The organism is Clostridium sp. D43t1_170807_H7, from assembly GCF_015555905.1.
In the GTDB taxonomy this organism is placed as follows: domain Bacteria; phylum Bacillota; class Clostridia; order Clostridiales; family Clostridiaceae; genus Clostridium.
This window is the reverse complement of the sequence record NZ_JADNLK010000011.1, coordinates 75,689-94,243: the sequence shown is the minus strand read 5'-3', so window position 1 is coordinate 94,243 and position 18,555 is coordinate 75,689. Positions and strand designations below refer to the sequence as shown.

At 30.1% G+C, this 18,555-nt stretch carries 16 protein-coding genes; 2 read left to right on the top strand and 14 right to left on the bottom strand.

All coding sequences use genetic code 11. The features are described from left to right. Positions 1-93: 93 nt before the first annotated feature. The 14 genes from ilvD to cdaA all read right to left on the bottom strand — a co-directional run bounded on the left by ilvD (position 94) and on the right by cdaA (position 16,617). Positions 94-1,752: a dihydroxy-acid dehydratase gene (gene ilvD / locus I2E98_RS08995; RefSeq protein WP_195468584.1), complete on the bottom strand. Its 1,659-nt coding sequence runs from the start codon at positions 1,750-1,752 to the stop codon at positions 94-96. 165 nt (positions 1,753-1,917) lie between these two features. Continuing rightward, positions 1,918-2,988: a 3-isopropylmalate dehydrogenase gene (leuB, locus tag I2E98_RS08990; RefSeq protein WP_195468583.1), complete on the bottom strand. Its 1,071-nt coding sequence runs from the start codon at positions 2,986-2,988 to the stop codon at positions 1,918-1,920. Positions 2,989-3,106: 118 nt separating this feature from the next. Next, a complete protein-coding gene (gene leuD / locus I2E98_RS08985) occupies positions 3,107-3,601 on the bottom strand; it encodes a 3-isopropylmalate dehydratase small subunit (protein ID WP_133015443.1) in 495 nt (164 codons plus the stop codon). Positions 3,602-3,615: 14 nt separating this feature from the next. Further along, complete coding sequence (gene leuC / locus I2E98_RS08980; protein ID WP_195468582.1) at positions 3,616-4,875, bottom strand: 3-isopropylmalate dehydratase large subunit; 1,260 nt, start codon at positions 4,873-4,875, stop codon at positions 3,616-3,618. Between the two features lie 14 nt (positions 4,876-4,889). After that, positions 4,890-6,482 carry a citramalate synthase gene (cimA, locus tag I2E98_RS08975; RefSeq protein ID WP_195468581.1) on the bottom strand — a complete coding sequence of 531 codons (1,593 nt, stop codon included), beginning with the start codon at positions 6,480-6,482 and terminating at the stop codon, positions 4,890-4,892. Positions 6,483-6,559: 77 nt separating this feature from the next. After that, positions 6,560-7,072: an acetolactate synthase small subunit gene (ilvN, locus tag I2E98_RS08970; RefSeq protein ID WP_195468580.1), complete on the bottom strand. Its 513-nt coding sequence runs from the start codon at positions 7,070-7,072 to the stop codon at positions 6,560-6,562. 653 nt (positions 7,073-7,725) lie between these two features. Continuing rightward, complete coding sequence (gene glmM / locus I2E98_RS08965; RefSeq protein ID WP_195468579.1) at positions 7,726-9,069, bottom strand: phosphoglucosamine mutase; 1,344 nt, start codon at positions 9,067-9,069, stop codon at positions 7,726-7,728. Between the two features lie 103 nt (positions 9,070-9,172). Continuing rightward, positions 9,173-9,475 (bottom strand): YerC/YecD family TrpR-related protein, encoded by a 303-nt coding sequence (locus I2E98_RS08960; RefSeq protein ID WP_195468578.1) that lies wholly within the window; start codon positions 9,473-9,475, stop codon positions 9,173-9,175. Between the two features lie 83 nt (positions 9,476-9,558). Beyond that, positions 9,559-10,332 (bottom strand): AIM24 family protein, encoded by a 774-nt coding sequence (locus I2E98_RS08955; RefSeq protein ID WP_195468577.1) that lies wholly within the window; start codon positions 10,330-10,332, stop codon positions 9,559-9,561. 213 nt (positions 10,333-10,545) lie between these two features. Next, positions 10,546-11,613 (bottom strand): butyrate kinase, encoded by a 1,068-nt coding sequence (buk, locus tag I2E98_RS08950; RefSeq protein WP_195468576.1) that lies wholly within the window; start codon positions 11,611-11,613, stop codon positions 10,546-10,548. A gap of 21 nt (positions 11,614-11,634) precedes the next feature. Continuing rightward, positions 11,635-12,543, bottom strand: a complete 909-nt coding sequence (gene ptb / locus I2E98_RS08945) for a phosphate butyryltransferase (RefSeq protein ID WP_195468575.1) — start codon at positions 12,541-12,543, stop codon at positions 11,635-11,637. Positions 12,544-12,791: 248 nt separating this feature from the next. Further along, a complete protein-coding gene (locus tag I2E98_RS08940; protein ID WP_195468574.1) occupies positions 12,792-14,390 on the bottom strand; it encodes an FAD-dependent protein in 1,599 nt (532 codons plus the stop codon). A gap of 143 nt (positions 14,391-14,533) precedes the next feature. Further along, the gene (locus I2E98_RS08935; RefSeq protein WP_195468573.1) at positions 14,534-15,793 is read right to left on the bottom strand and encodes a CdaR family protein; all 1,260 of its coding nucleotides are present in this window, start codon (positions 15,791-15,793) and stop codon (positions 14,534-14,536) included. Further along, complete coding sequence (gene cdaA, locus I2E98_RS08930) at positions 15,763-16,617, bottom strand: diadenylate cyclase CdaA (protein ID WP_195468572.1); 855 nt, start codon at positions 16,615-16,617, stop codon at positions 15,763-15,765. Before cdaA ends, I2E98_RS08935 begins: the two co-directional genes overlap by 31 nt. Positions 16,618-16,861: 244 nt before the next feature. Here cdaA and I2E98_RS08925 point away from each other — a divergent pair, with 244 nt between their 5' ends. Next, a complete protein-coding gene (locus tag I2E98_RS08925; protein WP_195468571.1) occupies positions 16,862-17,884 on the top strand; it encodes a hypothetical protein in 1,023 nt (340 codons plus the stop codon). Positions 17,885-17,957: 73 nt separating this feature from the next. Next, on the top strand, positions 17,958-18,536 hold the full coding sequence (locus I2E98_RS08920) for a cell wall hydrolase (RefSeq protein WP_195468570.1): 579 nt from the start codon (positions 17,958-17,960) through the stop codon (positions 18,534-18,536). Positions 18,537-18,555 lie beyond the last annotated feature (19 nt).

Genomic DNA, 18,555 nt, shown 5'->3' with positions numbered 1-18,555 from the left:
TAATAATATTTAAACTATTACCACATTTTATAAGTATATTCACTTCAACAATACTACTTAACTAACTTTCCACTTGTCACTTGAAACTTGTCACTACTTATACACTGCTCCTGTACTTGCTGAACTTACTAACTTAGCATATCTTGATAAATAGCCTTCTTTAACCTTTGGTTCAACTGGTTTTAAATCTTCTCTACGTTTAGCTAGCTCTTCATCACTTACAAGTAAATCCAAGTTTCCATTTAATATATCTATAGAAATAATATCCCCATCTTGCACTAAAGCAATATTTCCACCTTCAGCTGCTTCCGGTGATACATGTCCTATTGCTGCTCCTTTTGTTGCCCCACTAAATCTTCCATCAGTTATAAGAGCTACTGACTTATCTAATCCCATTCCACAAATTGCTGAAGTTGGTGATAACATTTCTCTCATTCCTGGTCCGCCTTTTGGACCTTCATATCTAATTACTACAACATCACCTTCAACTATTTTCTTACCTAAGATGGCTGCTATAGCTTCCTCTTCAGAGTTAAAAACTTTAGCTGGTCCTTTATGTGTTAACATCTCCTTAAGTACTGCAGATCTTTTAACTACAGCACCATCTAGAGCTAAATTTCCCTTTAAAACTGCAATTCCACCAGTTTCACTATATGGTTCTTCAATATGTTTTATTACTGAATAATCTAAAACCTTAGCATTTTCTATATTCTCTCCAACAGTTTTTCCTGTTGCTGTAATACAATTTAAATTTAATAAATTCTTTTTATTTAGCTCACTCATTACAGCTTTTATTCCACCAGCTGCATATAAATCCTCAATATGAGTATCAGAAGCAGGCGCTAATTTACAAAGATTAGGTACTTTAGCTGACATTTCATTTATAATATCTAAATTTATAGGAGATTTTGCCTCATTTGAAATAGCAGTTAAATGTAAAACACTATTTGTTGAACATCCAAGAGCCATATCTACTGTTAAAGCATTTTTTATAGATTCTTCAGTAATTATATCTCTTGGCTTTATATCTTTTTCTAGAAGATTCATTACTGCCATACCAGCATACTTAGCAAGTCTAATTCTTTCTGAATAAACTGCTGGTATTGTTCCATTTCCAGGTAAAGCAATTCCTAATACCTCACATAAACAATTCATAGAGTTTGCTGTAAACATTCCTGAACATGATCCACATGTAGGACAAGCTTTTTCTTCTAAATCAGCTAAATCTGATTCTAGCATTAAACCACTTTCTACTGACCCAACAGCTTCAAACATTGTAGATAAGGAAACCTCTTTATCTTTAAATTTACCAGCTAACATTGGACCACCACTTACAACTACTGATGGTATATTTAATCTTAAAGCTGCCATAACCATTCCAGGAACTATCTTATCGCAGTTTGGTATAAATACTAATGCATCAAAGGCATGAGCCTTTGCCATACATTCAATAGAATCTGCTATAAGTTCCCTTGTAGCTAAAGAATATTTCATTCCTTCATGTCCCATTGCAATACCATCGCATACCCCTATAGTTGGAAATACTAATGGCGTTCCTCCAGACATCAATATACCCTTTTTTACACCCTCAACAATTTTATCTAAGTTTATATGTCCTGGAATTATATCATTTTGAGATGTAACAACACCTATTAAAGGCTTATTTATTTCTTCATCAGTTAACCCTGATGCCTTAAATAACGATCTATGCGGAGCCTTTGTGACTCCTTTCTTTACTACATCACTTCTCATTTAAATCCCTCCGTAATTAGTTTTAAGTGACAAGTTTCAAGTAGCAAGTTTTCAGAGTAAATTTAGTTAATACAAAATTATATATTTTTGAAACTCCCCAGGAGTTTCCTCCTTAACTTGTCACTTATCACTTGCAACTTGTCACTCACCAACTCTTGCCACTTACTAAATTCTCTCTACAACAAGCGTTCCCATTTCCTTAGTACCAACAAGAGTAGTACCTTCGCTCTTAATATCTCCAGTTCTATAACCTTCTTCTAAAACTTTAACTACTGCATTTTCTATATCTTTTGCTTCATTTTCTAAATTAAAGCTATATCTTAACATCATAGCTGTAGAAAGAATTGTTGCTAATGGATTTGCTATTCCTTTTCCTGCAATATCAGGTGCAGATCCGTGTATTGGTTCATACATTCCTAAAGTACCTTCCCCTAAAGATGCTGAAGGTAACATTCCTATTGATCCTGTAATCATAGATGCTTCATCTGATAATATATCTCCAAACATATTTGAAGTAACAATAACATCAAATTGTCTAGGATCTTTAACTAATTGCATAGAAGCATTATCAATATATAAATGATTAACCTCTACTTCTGGATAGTCCTTAGACATTTTTTCTACTACGCTTCTCCATAATCTAGAGCTTTCTAATATATTAGCCTTATCAACACTTGTTAACTTCTTATTTCTTTTCATTGCTGTATCAAAGCCTATTCTTACTATTCTTTCGATTTCTTCAATATTATATCTTTCAGTATCATATGCTGAAAGAATTCCATCAACAACTTCTCTACCTCTCTCACCAAAGTAAATTCCTCCAGTAAGTTCTCTTACAACACAAATATCAATTCCATCCCCAATAATTGTATCTTTTAATGGTGATGCTTCTTTTAATGCTTTATATAAAAGCGCTGGTCTTAAATTACAATATAGATTTAATCCACCTCTTAATCCTAATAAGGCTTGTTCTGGTCTAACCTTTGCATTAGGATCATCCCATTTTGGTCCACCAACAGCTCCTAAAAGTACTGCATCACTTTTTTTACAAATTTCCAAAGTCTTTTCTGGTAATGGTGTTCCTAAACTATCTATTGCACATCCACCTGCTTGTAGAAATTCAAATTCAAAGTTATGATTATATTTCTCCCCAATTTTACTTAATACTTTTATTGATTCATCTACAACCTCTGGACCTATTCCATCTCCTGGTATAACTGCTATATTAAAATTCATAATTTATCCCCCTTAATTCCATTTATAAACTAAGTACAGTCCCATATTTTTCAATCTGTACCATGTACTTAATCTACTTTTGCACTTATTGCTTCATAATTTTTAATTTAATAAACTCTTATTTTTCTTGAGAATTTTTTATATATCCTATAAGACCATTACTATTTATTATTTTTTGCATAAATTCTGGGAATGCCTCTCCTTGATACTCTTCATTTTTAGTTAAATTTTTAATAACTCCAGTATCAAAATTTACTTCTAACTTATCCCCTGCTTCAATACTTTTAACTGCTTGGTCACATTCAAGAATTGGTAAACCAATATTAATAGCATTTCTATAGAAAATTCTTGCAAAAGTTGAGGCTATAACACAACTAATTCCACTTTCTTTAATTGCTATAGGTGCATGCTCTCTAGATGACCCACATCCAAAGTTTTTATTTGCAACTATAATATCTCCTTCTTGAACTTCTTTTGCAAAATCTAAATCTATATCTTCCATACAATGTGCTGCTAATTCTTTCGGATCTGATGTATTTAAATATCTTGCTGGTATAATTACATCTGTATCTACGTTATCTCCATATTTAAAAACTCTTCCTGTTGCTTTCATATTTATTTACCCCCTTAAAGTGTTTCCGGATTTGTTATTTTTCCTGTTATTGCTGAAGCTGCCGCAACTGCTGGACTTGCTAAATAAACTTCTGATTCAACATGTCCCATTCTTCCTACAAAGTTTCTATTAGTAGTTGAAATTGCTCTTTCACCTTTAGCTAATATACCCATATGTCCACCTAAACATGGACCACAAGTTGGAGTTGAAACAACTGCTCCTGCCTCTACTAAATCCTTTATTATTCCTTCTTCTAATGCTTGTAAATAAATTTTTTGAGTTCCAGGGAACACTATACATCTAACTCTCTTATTTACTTTTTTACCTTTTAATATATCTCTTGCAACTCTTAAATCTGAAATTCTTCCATTTGTACAAGATCCTATTACAGCTTGATCTATATCTATATCCCCAACTTCATCAATAGTTCTTGTGTTGTCTGGTAAATGTGGGAAAGAAACTGTTGGTCTTAAAGTAGATAAATCTATTTCATAAACTTCATCATATTCGGCATCTTCATCAGCCTCATATACTTTCCATTCTTTCTTTCCATGCTCTTTTAAATATTCAATTGTTTTTTCATCAACAGGGAATATTCCATTCTTTCCACCAGCTTCAATAGCCATATTTGCCATTGTAAATCTATCATCCATTGATAAATAATTAAGTCCATCTCCGAAGAATTCCATTGATTTATATAAAGCACCATCTACTCCTATCATTCCGATGATATGAAGTATTACATCTTTACCACTTACCCATTTTGATGGTTTTCCTTTTAAAACAAACTTTAATGCTGAAGGAACCTTAAACCAACATTTCCCTGTGGCCATTCCAGCAGCCATATCAGTAGATCCTATACCTGTTGAAAATGCTCCTAATGCACCATAAGTACAAGTATGAGAGTCTGCACCAATAACTACATCTCCTGCAACTACTAATCCTTTCTCTGGTAATAAACAATGTTCTATTCCCATTTCACCTATTTCAAAGAAATTTGTTATTCCTTTTTCTCTTGAGAACTCTCTAATAAATTTACACTGCTCTGCAGCTTTTATATCTTTGTTAGGAGTAAAGTGATCTGGAACAATTGCTATCTTATCCTTATCAAATACTTTTTTTACCCCAAACTTTTGAAATTCTTTTACTGCAACTGGAGAAGTAATATCATTTCCTAATACTAAATCTAAGTTTGCCTCTATTAATTGTCCTGCTTTTACACTTTCTAATCCTGCATGTGCAGCTAATATTTTTTGTGTCATTGTCATTGCCATGACGGTTTCCCCCTTTATAAATATGCTTTTGCTTTTCTTTCAATATCTTTTATAAGCTTATATTCTATTGAATCAACTAATGCAATCCAACTTGCTTGAATTACATCCTTAGATACCCCAACTGTACTCCAACTTTCATTGCCATCAGTACTTTCTATTAATACTCTAACTTTTGCACCTGTAGTGCTTTCAGAGTCTAAAACTCTAACTTTATAATCAACTAATTTAACTTCCTTTAGTTCCGGATAAAATACCTCTAATGCTTTTCTAAGTGCTTTATCTAAAGCATTTACAGGTCCATCACCTTCAGCCGCTGTCATTTCAGTTTTTCCATCAACAGTTACATTAATTAAAGCAGTTGAGCTAAACTCTCCATTATTCCATGGATTTTCTCCTATTGTTTTAAAATGATTTAGTTTAAAAAATGGCTTGTACTTACCTATTGTTTTTCTTATCAATAACTCAACGGTACCTTCTGCACCTTCAAACTGATATCCTTCATACTCTAACTCTTTTAATCTTTTAGTAACTTTTTTAACTTCTTCTCCATCTTTCTTAACATTAGGAAAAATTTTGTGTATTTCTTGTAAAACTGTACTTTTACCACTTACCTCTGATAATAAAAATCTTCTTTTATTCCCCACCATTTCTGGTTTTATATGCTCATATGATTGAGGTGTTTTGCAAATAGCATCTATATGCATTCCTCCCTTATGTGCAAATGCTGCTTTCCCAATGTAAGGAGCTGAATCTTCTAATTGAATATTTGATATCTCAGAAATATATCTAGCCTTTGCTGTTAAGTCCTGCAAATAATCCTTTGCCTTTATGTTAAAATTCATTTTAAGTGCTATGGTTGGAATTACAGTACTTAAATTAGTATTTCCACAACGCTCACCTACACCAACAAAAGTTCCTTGAATATGTGATACACCTGCTTCTATTGATAGTATTGAATTTGCTACTGCCATTCCCATATCATTGTGACAATGTATTCCTATCATACTACCAAATTTCTTCTGAACTTCAGATGTTATTTTTTTTATTTCACTAGGTAATGTTCCACCGTTAGTATCACATAAGACTAATGTTCTTGCTCCAGCTTCTTTTGCAACTTTTAAAGTAGACATTGCATATTCACTATTTTCTTTATATCCATCAAAGAAATGTTCTGCATCAAATATCACTTCTTTGTTACTTTCTTTTAAGTATTTTATAGTTTCTTCTATCATCTTTAAATTCTCTGATAAAGACGTTTTTAATATATCAGTAACTTGAAAAGCTGATGATTTTCCAAATATTGATACCACATCTGTTGCTGCTTCTATTAAGCTTTTTATATTTACATCATCTTCAACTTTTATATCTGGTTTTCTTGTCGAACCAAAGGCTACTAATCTGGAATTCTTTAATTTTATATCTTTCACTACTTTGAAAAACTCCATATCTTTAGGATTTGACCCTGGATTGCCAGCTTCGATATAATCAATTCCTACATCATCTAAAGCTTTAACTATTTTCAGTTTATCCTCCACTGAAAATGATATGCCCTGTCCCTGAGCACCATCCCTCAATGTAGAATCAAAAATTTCTATATTCCTATTCAAATTTAAAAAGCCCCCTTTAGTTAATTGAGAATTGGTTTTTTATTTAATATCAATTCCAAATCATTAATTAACCTTAATTAGTTAAAGATTTCGCAGTAGTCTGTTATATCATTAGCTCCCCTTTCTAATGCACATACTCCTGTTCTTACTAATTCTTTTATTTCATACTCTTCTAAAAGCTTTATAAGAGCATTTATTTTACTCTCGTCTCCTGTTAATTCAATAGTCAATGTTTCTGGAGAAACATCTATGATTTTACTTCTAAATATCTTTACTACTTCATTTATTGCTGCCCTTTGCTCAGCATCAGCTTTAACTTTAATAAGTACTAACTCTCTATATACCGAATTGTCAAATTTTAAATTTAATACTCTTAAGACATCTTCTAACTTATTTAACTGTTTAGTGAATTGTTCTAAAACATCTTCATTTCCATTTAAAGTAATAGTCATTCTTGAAATCTCTGGATTCTCGGTCCTTCCAACAGTTAAACTATCAATATTAAACCCTCTTCTTGCAAATAGCCCTGAAACTCTTGTTAGTACTCCTGAAGAATTCCTAACTAAGACAGATAACACATGTCTTTCCATTTTAATACCCCCAATCAAATAATTTGTAATTATTGAACAAAATGGTTCTAAATTAGGTTAAAAAAATCCCACCCTTAATGATAAAATCATAACGGTGGGATAAAATTCCTCATCATTAATATCACTAGGCTCAAACAAACCCTTGCATTTAACGGTGCTTACCGGTACCCCCCTACTTACCAATAGCTAGTGTTCAGGATACAGCTCAAGAGTGATCATTATTTAGTTAAAGTATCCATTCACAGCATACATGGACTCTCTGAAACTTTTTTTATCTAAATAAATATCTCTATCACAGCTTTTATTTTTCAAAAGAACTTCCAAAATATTCTATTGTTAATATATTACTCTTTCTTTTGACACTCTGTCAATACACTCTTTCTATTTTTAGTAAATTAATTGTATTTTTTATCTTTTATTAATTATTTTTGATATTTAGTTAATATTTTACTATTTTTATTGCTATATCAATACTTCGTTTTAGAAAATAATACCAAATCAATAATATATATAATTTCATCTATTAATTAAAATAATATTAAATAATTAATAATTCTTATAAAATTCCATATATATCTTTATAGTAATATAATAAATTTGTAAATTTTCACAAAAAAAATTAACGCCCATAGGGACATTAATTTTTTAATATTTTAAATTTTACTTAATATTAAATCTACTAAGCTATTTGCCATTTCATTTATTTCTTCTTGATTTTCACCTTCAAGCATAACTCTTACTAATGGTTCAGTTCCTGATGGTCTTATAAGAACTCTACCTACACCATTAAGTTTAGCTTCAACAGAATTTATAGCATCAATTATTTCTGCATCTTCTAAGTAAATATTCTTCTTTTCATTTGGAACTTTAGCATTAACTAATACTTGTGGTAATTCTTTCATTACTCCAGCTAATTCACTAAAAGTCTTACCACTTTCTTTAAGAATTGCTGCAATTTGAAGTGCAGTAACTAATCCATCTCCAGTAGTATTATGATCTAAAAATATTATGTGACCTGATTGTTCCCCACCTAATATATAATTTTCTTTAAGCATTTCTTCAAGTACATATCTATCTCCAACTTTAGTCTTAACTAAGTTAATTCCCTCTCTCTTAGCCGCAATGTCTAACCCTAGATTACTCATTACTGTTACTACTAAAGTATCATCTTTTAACTTTCCAGCTTCTTTTAAAGCTTTTGCACAAATTGTTAATAAGAAATCACCATTTATCATATTTCCTTTTTCATCGACAGCTAAACATCTATCAGCATCTCCGTCAAAAGCAAATCCAATATCACAATTCTTTCTTACAACATAATCCATTAACTCTTCCATATGAGTTGAACCACAATTTTCATTTATGTTATTTCCATCTGGATTATCATTAATTACATAAACTCTAGCACCTAAAGCTCTAAATGCTTTAACTGCTGCCTTATAAGCAGCCCCATTTGCACAATCTAAAGCAACTCTAAGGCCCTTTAAATCTGTTTTAATTGTACTCATAGCATAATCTATATATTCTCTTAATGCTGTTTCTTCAGTATATGATCTTCCAACATCTCCACCAACTGGACTTGGAACACCTTCAAAATTCCCCTCTATTATAGCTTGTATTTGATCTTCTAATTCATCAGATAACTTATATCCTCTTCCATCAAAGAATTTAATTCCATTGTACTCAACCGGATTATGAGACGCTGAAATCATAACTCCTGCATCTGCGTTATACTCTCTTGTTAAATGAGCTACTGCTGGTGTTGGAACTACACCTAAAATTACTGCCTCTGCTCCAACTGAAAGAATCCCTGCAACTAAAGCAGCTTCTAACATATCTCCTGATATTCTAGTATCCTTAGCAACTAATATCTTAGGTTTATGTGTCCCCTCTGTTAAAACAAATGCACCTGCTCTTCCTAAACTATAAGCTAATTCCGCTGTTAATTCTGTATTAGCTATTCCTCTAACACCATCTGTTCCGAACATTCTACTCATATATAATACCTCACTTATTTATTTCAATTTAACTCTTATAGTATATCCTTTATTCCGTTTTTTTACAATAGTATATAACCTTGTATTTATCATGCTTTATAGCTTATTTATCGGCAGAATTAATCCTATCTAATACTAAATCATAACCTCCTTGACCATAATTAAGACACTTATTAACTCTACTTATAGTTGCTGTGCTAGCACCTGTTACTTCTGCTATTTCTATATAAACTCTTTTTTCCTTAAGCATTTTTGCTACCTGAATTCTTTGAGATATAGCTTTTAATTCTGTAATAGTTGCAATATCTTCAAAAAACTTATAGCATTCATCTATACTTTCTAATTCTAAAACCGCTTTAAACAACATATCTAAATCATTTTTAAATTCTAAATCTTTTAGGCCCATATTATCACTCCTATTTAACTTACATCTTAATTTTAACACTTTAGCACACTAAATTTAAGATATAATTTATATTTTTCTTTAGTTTATTCATCACACTCTTCTAAACAACAATTTATTTTAACATATTTATCATATATACTTCTAGTTGGTACTAACCATACTTCTCCTACCCCATAATAAAAAGTATTAATATACTGTTCAATATTATCATCTATTACATTTTCATACTTTTCAAATCCAACATTGATACTACTACTTTTTAATATAACTAAATCTTCATTAACTGTTAGTCTATCATTAAATAGCTTACACCTTATTATTTCTTTTTCTGAAACTGGTAGCTTTAATACTATAATTCCACTTCCCCTAAGCTTTATTTCCTTATAATTATCTTTTACGCTTTTAATATCTATTTCTTCATCACATGCATAAAACATCGAATCACTAATTATTATTTCTTCATCAACTAATTCTATCAACGTAAAATCACTAAAACTAGATTTTAATAAAATTTCTCCTGTTCCTTTAAATATTGTTTTATCTTTACTAGCAATTACTTGTTTAGAGTCAAATATTAATTTTTTAATTCCTTTATATTCATGAATCAAATCATTTCTTTCAATATATCCCTTCATATAACTTAATTCATTATTTTGTATTTTAACAGCACTTTCATTTAATAATATTCTTACCTGCTTAAGCCTTTGTCCACTATTTTCTATGGACTTAATAGCCGATACACTATCTACTCTATTTATTCCACTAAGTTCATTATATTTTAAAATTTGAAATTTAGATTCATTAACTAATTCAGATACTAAAGTCAATTTATTTTTCGTTTCAATATTACTTCTCATAGTACCTCCATACAATTAATATTTCATATCATAAATTCTATCCATATTACCGTAAGTTAAAACTATAATCTTATATTTTCTTCAATAAAAAAATCTGCTTCACAAACTATGTGTTTCTGCTACTTTTAAAAGCTATCCACAATTCTTTAGGAAATTATATTTTCTAAAGAAAAAAAGTGCGCAAAGCGCACTTAAAAATTTTTAATTTTATTTCTAATATACTTTAGCTTCTTCTTCTCCACTAAGTACTCTAATAGTCCCTTGAGCTAATGCTAACAATTCATCCTCTCCCGGATATACAGCCACATTACTAATCCATTCTACTCTTTCTTTAATATCACTAACAACTATAGGTGAATATGCTATTCCACCTGTTAGAATAATAGAATCCACTTTTCCCTTTAAAACAGTTGCCATTTCTCCTATTGCTTTAGATACTTGATATATAAATGCATTATATATTAATTCAGCAAATTCATTTCCTTCTTCTTTTTCTCTTAATACATCTCTTGCATCATTAGTATTAAGATATGCAACATATCCACCTTTACCAACGATTTTTCTATATACCTCTTCCTGAGTATATTCTCCACTAAAGCACATTTTTATTAAATCTCCAACAGGAACTGCTCCAGCTCTTTCTGGTGAAAATGGACCATCTCCATCTAATGCGTTATTAACATCAATAACTTTGCCATTTTTATGAGCTCCAACAGAAACTCCTCCACCCATATGAACTACTATAAGATTTAAATTTTCGTATCCTCTCTTGCTTTCTTTTCCAAATCTCTTAGCAACGGCTTTTTGATTTAATGCATGGAACTTACTTTTTCTTGGTAACTCTGGAACCCCAGATATTCTAGCTACAGGCTCTAATTCATCAACAACAACTGGATCAACTATAAAAGCTCTTCCACCAACTTCTTTTGCAATCTCGTTAGCTAAAATTCCTCCTAAGTTAGAAGCATGTTGACCTTGAACCCCAACCTTTAAATCATTAAGTAATGAGTCATTTACCTCATAAGTTCCTCCAGCCATTGGCTTAAGCATTCCACCTCTACCAACAACTGCGTCTAATGTATTAACATCAAAATTATTTTCTTTTAATACATTCATAATTACATCTTTTCTAAATCCCTTTTGTTCAAAAATACTATCGTATTTAGCTATTTCTTCTGATGAATGTCTTAAAGTTTCAACAAAAACCTCTTTTTCATCCTCATAAACGCCTATTTTAGTAGATGTTGATCCTGGATTAATTATTAATAATTTATATGCCATAAATCTCAATACCCCCTAATACTATTTTCTTCCCTCTGAAACTAACGCTGCTAATGCAATAGAATATACCTTTGTTTCAAAACTATCTGCCCTTGATGTTAAAATAACTGGAGCTGATGTTCCAACCAATATACCACCATTCTTTGTTTGTGCTGTATAAGTTAATGATTTATACATAACATTTGCAACATCTATATTAGGAAGTAATAATATATCAGCCTTACCTGCTACTGGCCCAGTAACTCCTTTATGATGTGCTGCTTCTTCTGATAATGCATTATCTAAAGCTAAAGGCCCATCAACTATGCATCCTTTAATTTGACCTCTATCACTCATCTTAGATAATAATGCTGCATCTACTGTTGCTGGCATATCTGGATTTACTACCTCAACAGCACAAACCGGTGCAACTTTTGGATTTTCTATTCCACAAGCTTTTGCAACCATTACAGAATTATTTATTATTTGAACTTTCTGCTTTAAATCTGGATAAGTATTAAAAGCAGCATCTGTTAATAATATTAATCTATCTATTCCTTCAATTTCAAATACAGATACATGAGACATTAGTTTTCCTGTTCTAAGCCCAACTTCTTTATTTAATACACTTCTTAAAAATGTAGCTGTATCTACTAATCCTTTCATAACCATATCTGCTGCACCACTAGAAACTAATTGTATTGCTTTTAATGTTGCTTTTTTAACATCTTCTTCATGAATTATTTCAAAATCAGTTAAATCCATATCTATTTTTACTGCTACTTCTTCAATTTTCGCTTTATCTCCAACTAAAATAGCCTCTGCTATTCCTCTGTCTTTTGCTGCCTTAACAGCCTCTAGAACTGGCTCATCTTGAGCTACTGCTACAGATAATTTTTTTGTTTCTGCTACTTTTAACTTTGAAAGTAAATCATCAAAATTCTTACTCATAATACACCTCTCTTATTATAACCCTTCATTTTAAAACCATATCAATTTGAATTTTTGAAAATATTTTTATATATTGAAATATTTACCTATTTACTATTTTATCAAAGTTTTTAATAAAAACCTAAATTTTCAGAAAATTCATGTTAATTTTTAACTATTTTAGGAAATAAAAATAAAGAAAATCAATAATTTTTAATAACTACTGATTTTCTTTAAATATATTTATTATTTACTTATTCATTAATTAATTATATTTGTTTATATTTTTCTATAATTCTTTCAGCAACTTTAATTCCATCGACTGCAGCTGATACAATTCCACCTGCAAAACCTGCTCCCTCCCCACAAGGATATAGTCCACTTAATGATATACTTTCTAATCTCTCATTTCTCGTTATCTTAACTGGGGCTGAAGTTCTTGTTTCTATTCCTGTTAAAACAGCATCTTTTCTTCCATAACCTTTAATTTTTCTATCAAAATTATTAACTCCATCTTTTATTCCCTCTATTACATATGAAGGTAAACAATCTCTCATATCAGCAAATTCAAATCCTGGTTTATAACTTGGTGTAACTGCTCCAAGCTTAGTTGATTTTCTATCATTAACAAAGTCACCTAATAATTGAACTGGTGCTTTATAATCTCCTCCACCAACTTTATATGCTAAAGATTCATAATGCCTTTGGAATTCCATTCCTCTTAAAACTGAAGTTCCCTCAAAATCTTCTGGTCCAACAGTTACAACTAAAGCTGAATTGGAATTTTCCTCATTTCTTGCATGATAACTCATACCATTAGAAACTAATCTTTTATCTTCAGACGCTGCAGCAACAACAACTCCACCTGGACACATACAGAAGGAATATACTCCTCTTCCTAAAGCTCTGCTTTGATATGTTAAGTTATAACTAGCTGCTTGTAATCTTGGATGGCTAGCCATTTTACCATATTGACCTACATTTATCATTTCTTGAGGATGTTCAATTCTAACTCCAATTGCAAAAGCTTTTGGTTCCATGAATATTCCAATACTATTTAACATTTCATATGTATCTCTTGAGCTATGTCCTAGAGCTAAAACAAGTGCATCACATGGTATTTCATCACCATTTACTATTATACTCTTTACTTTTCTATTATTACTTTTTATGTATTCAAGCTTAGAAGAAAAACGAACCTCTCCTCCTAAAGCAATAATTTGCTTTCTTATATTTTTAACTACATCCTTTAATATATCTGTTCCTACATGTGGCTTTGCCTCATATCTAATCTCTTCTGGAGCTCCTGCTTTAACTAACTCAGCTAAAACATAGTCACACTTTTTATCTTTAATTCTAGTAGTTAGCTTACCATCTGAAAATGATCCCGCTCCTCCTTCTCCAAATTGAACATTAGATTCTAAATTCAACTCTCCTGTTTTCCAAAATTTATCCACAGTCTCCGTTCTTTTATCAACATCTTCTCCACGTTCTATAACTAATGGTTTGTAACCTTTTTGTGCTAACATTAGCGCAGAAAATAATCCTGCTGGTCCTAAACCTACAACTACTGGTCTATGATTTAATACCTCATTACCCGGCTCAACATCTGGTTCATATTTTGAGTTATCTATTCTCACATCATTATCATGAACTCTATTTACTAACTTTTCTTCATCTTTATGTTCAATTTCAATTGCATATATAATCTTAATATTATCTTTATTTCTTGCATCTATACTTTCTCTAACTATTTTAAAGTCTTTAATTTCATCTACTGAAATTCTTAATTTTTTACTTGCTTTCTTTTTTAATAATTTTATATCATCATCTAACCCAAGACTTAGGTTGTTAATTCTTATAGTCATATAATCACCCTTAATAATATTATTTCTAGTTTTTAATATTGTATCACAAGATTAACATAGTTAATAGTTAAGGTTCTCTATGTCTTAAAATAACTATACAAAGAAAAAAAATAAAGTTAGCATAAACCAACTTTATTTTTTAACTATTGTTGCGGCACTTCTTCTTGCACGTCATCTCCACTTGTAGGTATATCTTTTGTTACCGTCAGCTTTATTTCACTTACAGTATCTATATTAACATTATCTACTCCAACTAAATTTACAGTTGGTACTTTAGAGAATTCACCTTCTTCAGTATATTCAGATACATCTAATTCTGCAGTAAAATTTGCTTCAGTAAGACTATTTAAAATATCTTCAAAACCTGAAACTGTTATAGTAACTTTATTATTATCAGGAACAACAGTTATACCTTCTTGTTGTCCTATCATTGAATAATCAATAGTAAATTCCTTTGTTTGTACTTTTTCTACAACTATACTTACTGTTATGGAATTTTCACCATTATGAATTAATATTCCATCTGGTATTCCTAATGCAACATCAATATTTGTACTATCTTTTATTTCAGAAAGATTTATAGTTTCTGTGTTAATTTCATTAATTGAACTTAATGTAGATTCAGGACCTGTTATTCCTATCTCTGTTGTAGTTGAACTTATGGATTTTAATCTTAAACCGCTTGGCAATGTTCCTGTGGTATTAATTTTAATTGGAACTGTCTTACCTTCGTTTATTTCAATAGTGGCCTCTGCCCACTTTTGAGATAGTTCAACACCTGTAATCTCTTTATCATTTTCATCTACCGGTGTAACTATATAATCTTTAACAATTGTCTTTACAGCATTACTTTCTTCACCCTCTGCAACAACTTTTGTTACTTTATTTACTAAAGATTCTGGACCAGATACTATTATAGTTTCTGGAGTAAATATAGGTGTTGCTACATAATAACTTGATTTTGAAATAACATTAATCTTAGATTTTACTGGAACTTCCTTTGTAGAATATGCTTCAGTATTTATTGTTATGGTCAATCCGTTACTATTTTTTATTTTAACTGTACTAGGAACATTTTCTATATTTACTGCAATTTTATTCTCTCCATTTTTAAGTACAAATTCATTTAAATCCACACTTATAGTAAAATCACTTTTATCTATGCTAAATAGATCCTGACTGCTACCTTCTATTTTTAGATTTACATAAAACTCTTGATTAGGAGATAACGCTAACCCTGCATCTTTTAAACTATCAGCATTTTTAATTTCTACTGGCACTCTACTTAACTCATAAGATTTTATAGGATTCTCTATGTTAGTTACATAAATCCACAATCCTATTGATAGCAAAAGACATACTAATTGAACAATTATTTTCTGTTTATTTTTCCAGTTATCCATGTTTTCACCTTCTTGCCAGCAGTTTTAACATTCTTTTCTTCTCTATGCTCCATTATCTTAAGTAAGATAGTTCTCAATCTATCTTTATCATAATTTCTAGTTAAACGTCCGTTTATGGCTAAAGAAATAATTCCTGTTTCTTCAGATACTATAATAACAAGTGCATCAGATATTTCAGATAATCCTATTGCTGCTCTATGTCTAGTTCCTAACTTTTTATTAATTTCTTTATTATTAGTTAAGGGTAAAACACATCCTGCTGCTAATATTTTATCCCTTCCTATTATTGTTGCTCCATCATGAAGTGGCGTGTTTACAACAAATATATTTTCTAGTAGATTTGAAGTTATTTTTGCTTCTATTATAGTTCCTGAAGCTATTATTTCTCCAAGTCCTGTTCCTTGTTCAATTGCAATTAGTGCCCCTGTCTTTGTTTCTGCTAAGTTAGATACTGCATTGACAATTTCACTAACATAAATATTCCTCTGTTCCCTATCTTCAAAGCCATGTTTATCTTCAAAAGCACTTCTTCCTAAATGCTCTAATGCTCTTCTTATCTCTGGTTGAAATATTATAACCACAGATATTATTCCAATAGTTAAAGTTTTGCTTAATATAAAATATAGCATACTCAAATTTAGTATAGAACTAATTGGAATTAATATTATTATAAATGCTATTCCCTTTAATAGCTGTTCTGCTCTTGTTTCCTTAATAAGCATATATCCTTTATAAAATATAAATGCTACTACTAAAATATCAATAATAGCAGTAAGTGACATGCTCTTTAGTGAATTCATTATCATTGAAATAAAGTTTTGCATCTAATCCACCACCATAAATTTTCTAATTAAATTATACACTATTCTCATAATTGTTAAAATATTATAATTCTATTTTTATTAGTCTAAATTCTCCCATATTTCTCATTTTTAGCTTTCATAACTTCTTTTATTTTCATCAATAAATTTATTTAAGTATATTTTATTTTTCATAATAATATAAATTATAGAAAAAGTTTTTTCATAATATTTAATATTGTAAGTTAATTTAAAGGATGTGATATATATGGAAAGCATAAAAAAATCATTTTTTGAAAATAAAACCTTTGTTATAACGCTATTAATTTGTGTATTTTTAACCTCCTCTATGATGTTATTATTACATAACCGTAATAATTCTATTTCTTCATCTGCTAATAATAATGATATTTCTACTGAAGATACAGCTTTAAAAGATTTTGAGCCTTATATTACCGAACTATCTGAAATAAATCTTTCTTTAAAAAAATGTATTAATGGTGTAACTATAAATAGTAAATCAGCCTCTAGCATATTAAATGATGATTTAAAGCAATTAGAAGAACTAAAGGGGAAAGTATCTGCTGTAGTAATAGCAAATAATAATACTCCTAACATAATTCCAACATTAATTTCATGTATCGAAAATACAGAGAATTTATATAGCTATTGTATTGATGTTTTATCTTATACTAGTAATTTATCTACCTCTGAAATTACTTCTGAAATACTAATTTTAAAAGAAAGCTGTAAAAAAAGTTATGAAGATTTATCTCCTTATGGGTTTTCTTTAACCTTACCAGAAGAAAGTGAAACCTTTTTAGACAATTTAATTGGCTACTTAAATACTTTAGAAAAATTAAACAAAGAAGAATCAATTAAAACAACTCAATACAACGCATATATTGAAAAATTAACTAAATGCACTAATGAATTTTATGAAATATTAGATGATTTAGAACCAGCTATAAACTTAATAAGAAAAGAAAATAGGTCTTTAGATGTAATTCTTGATGATATTAAAGAAAAAGAAAGCACTCTTGAAACTATAAAGAAAGATTTTAACTACTCTTCAATACCAGAAGGTTGTATGTCTTATTATAATAGCTTAAATAATACCTTTACTTTATATTCAACCTACTTAAATTCTTTAAAAATTGCTGTTATCTATGAGAAATCTTCACCTAGTTATGAGGAAAATAAAGATACTATAGATAAGAACTACGATAATGCTTATTCTAAATATGATGATGTAAAAACTTCCTTTGAATCGTTATTAAACTCTTTCTGATAATGTTTTGTATTATTTTAAATTTTCTGGGTAAAATATATCTCGATTGGGTTATTCCAAAAGGAGGTTTTTTATGAAACTTGGAAAATTCTTATTTTGTATTATTCTAACCCTATCTCTTTCAGCACTTGACTTAAGCTTATCAAATTTATCTACTACTAAGGTAAGCGCAAGTACAAGAATAGAAGATAATTTATCAAATTTAGAAAATAACGGAAATAACTATATAAATTTATCTGATGAAGAATATGTTGAAGTTTTTAAGGATAATAATCAAATGCTTTATTTAACACAATCAGATATTTATTTAATGTCTCAAGTTGTATATGCTGAAAGTAAGGGTGAACCCTACGAGGGAAAAGTTGCTGTTGCATCAGTTATATTAAACAGGGCTCTTAATAATGGGTTTCCTAATACTATACAAGATGTTATATTTCAACCAAAAGCTTTTTCTTGTATAGTCGACGGTAGTATTGATGTTCAACCAACTCAAGAATGCTTTGATGCTGTATATGATGCATTAAGCGGTAATGATCCTACAGGAGATGCTGTATTTTTCTACAACCCCCATATAGCTACTTGCACTTGGATGCAGGGTGTTGAAAAACATAATATAGTTTCTATAGGACAACATTTATTCTTTACATTATAATAAAAATTAGGGCTACTCT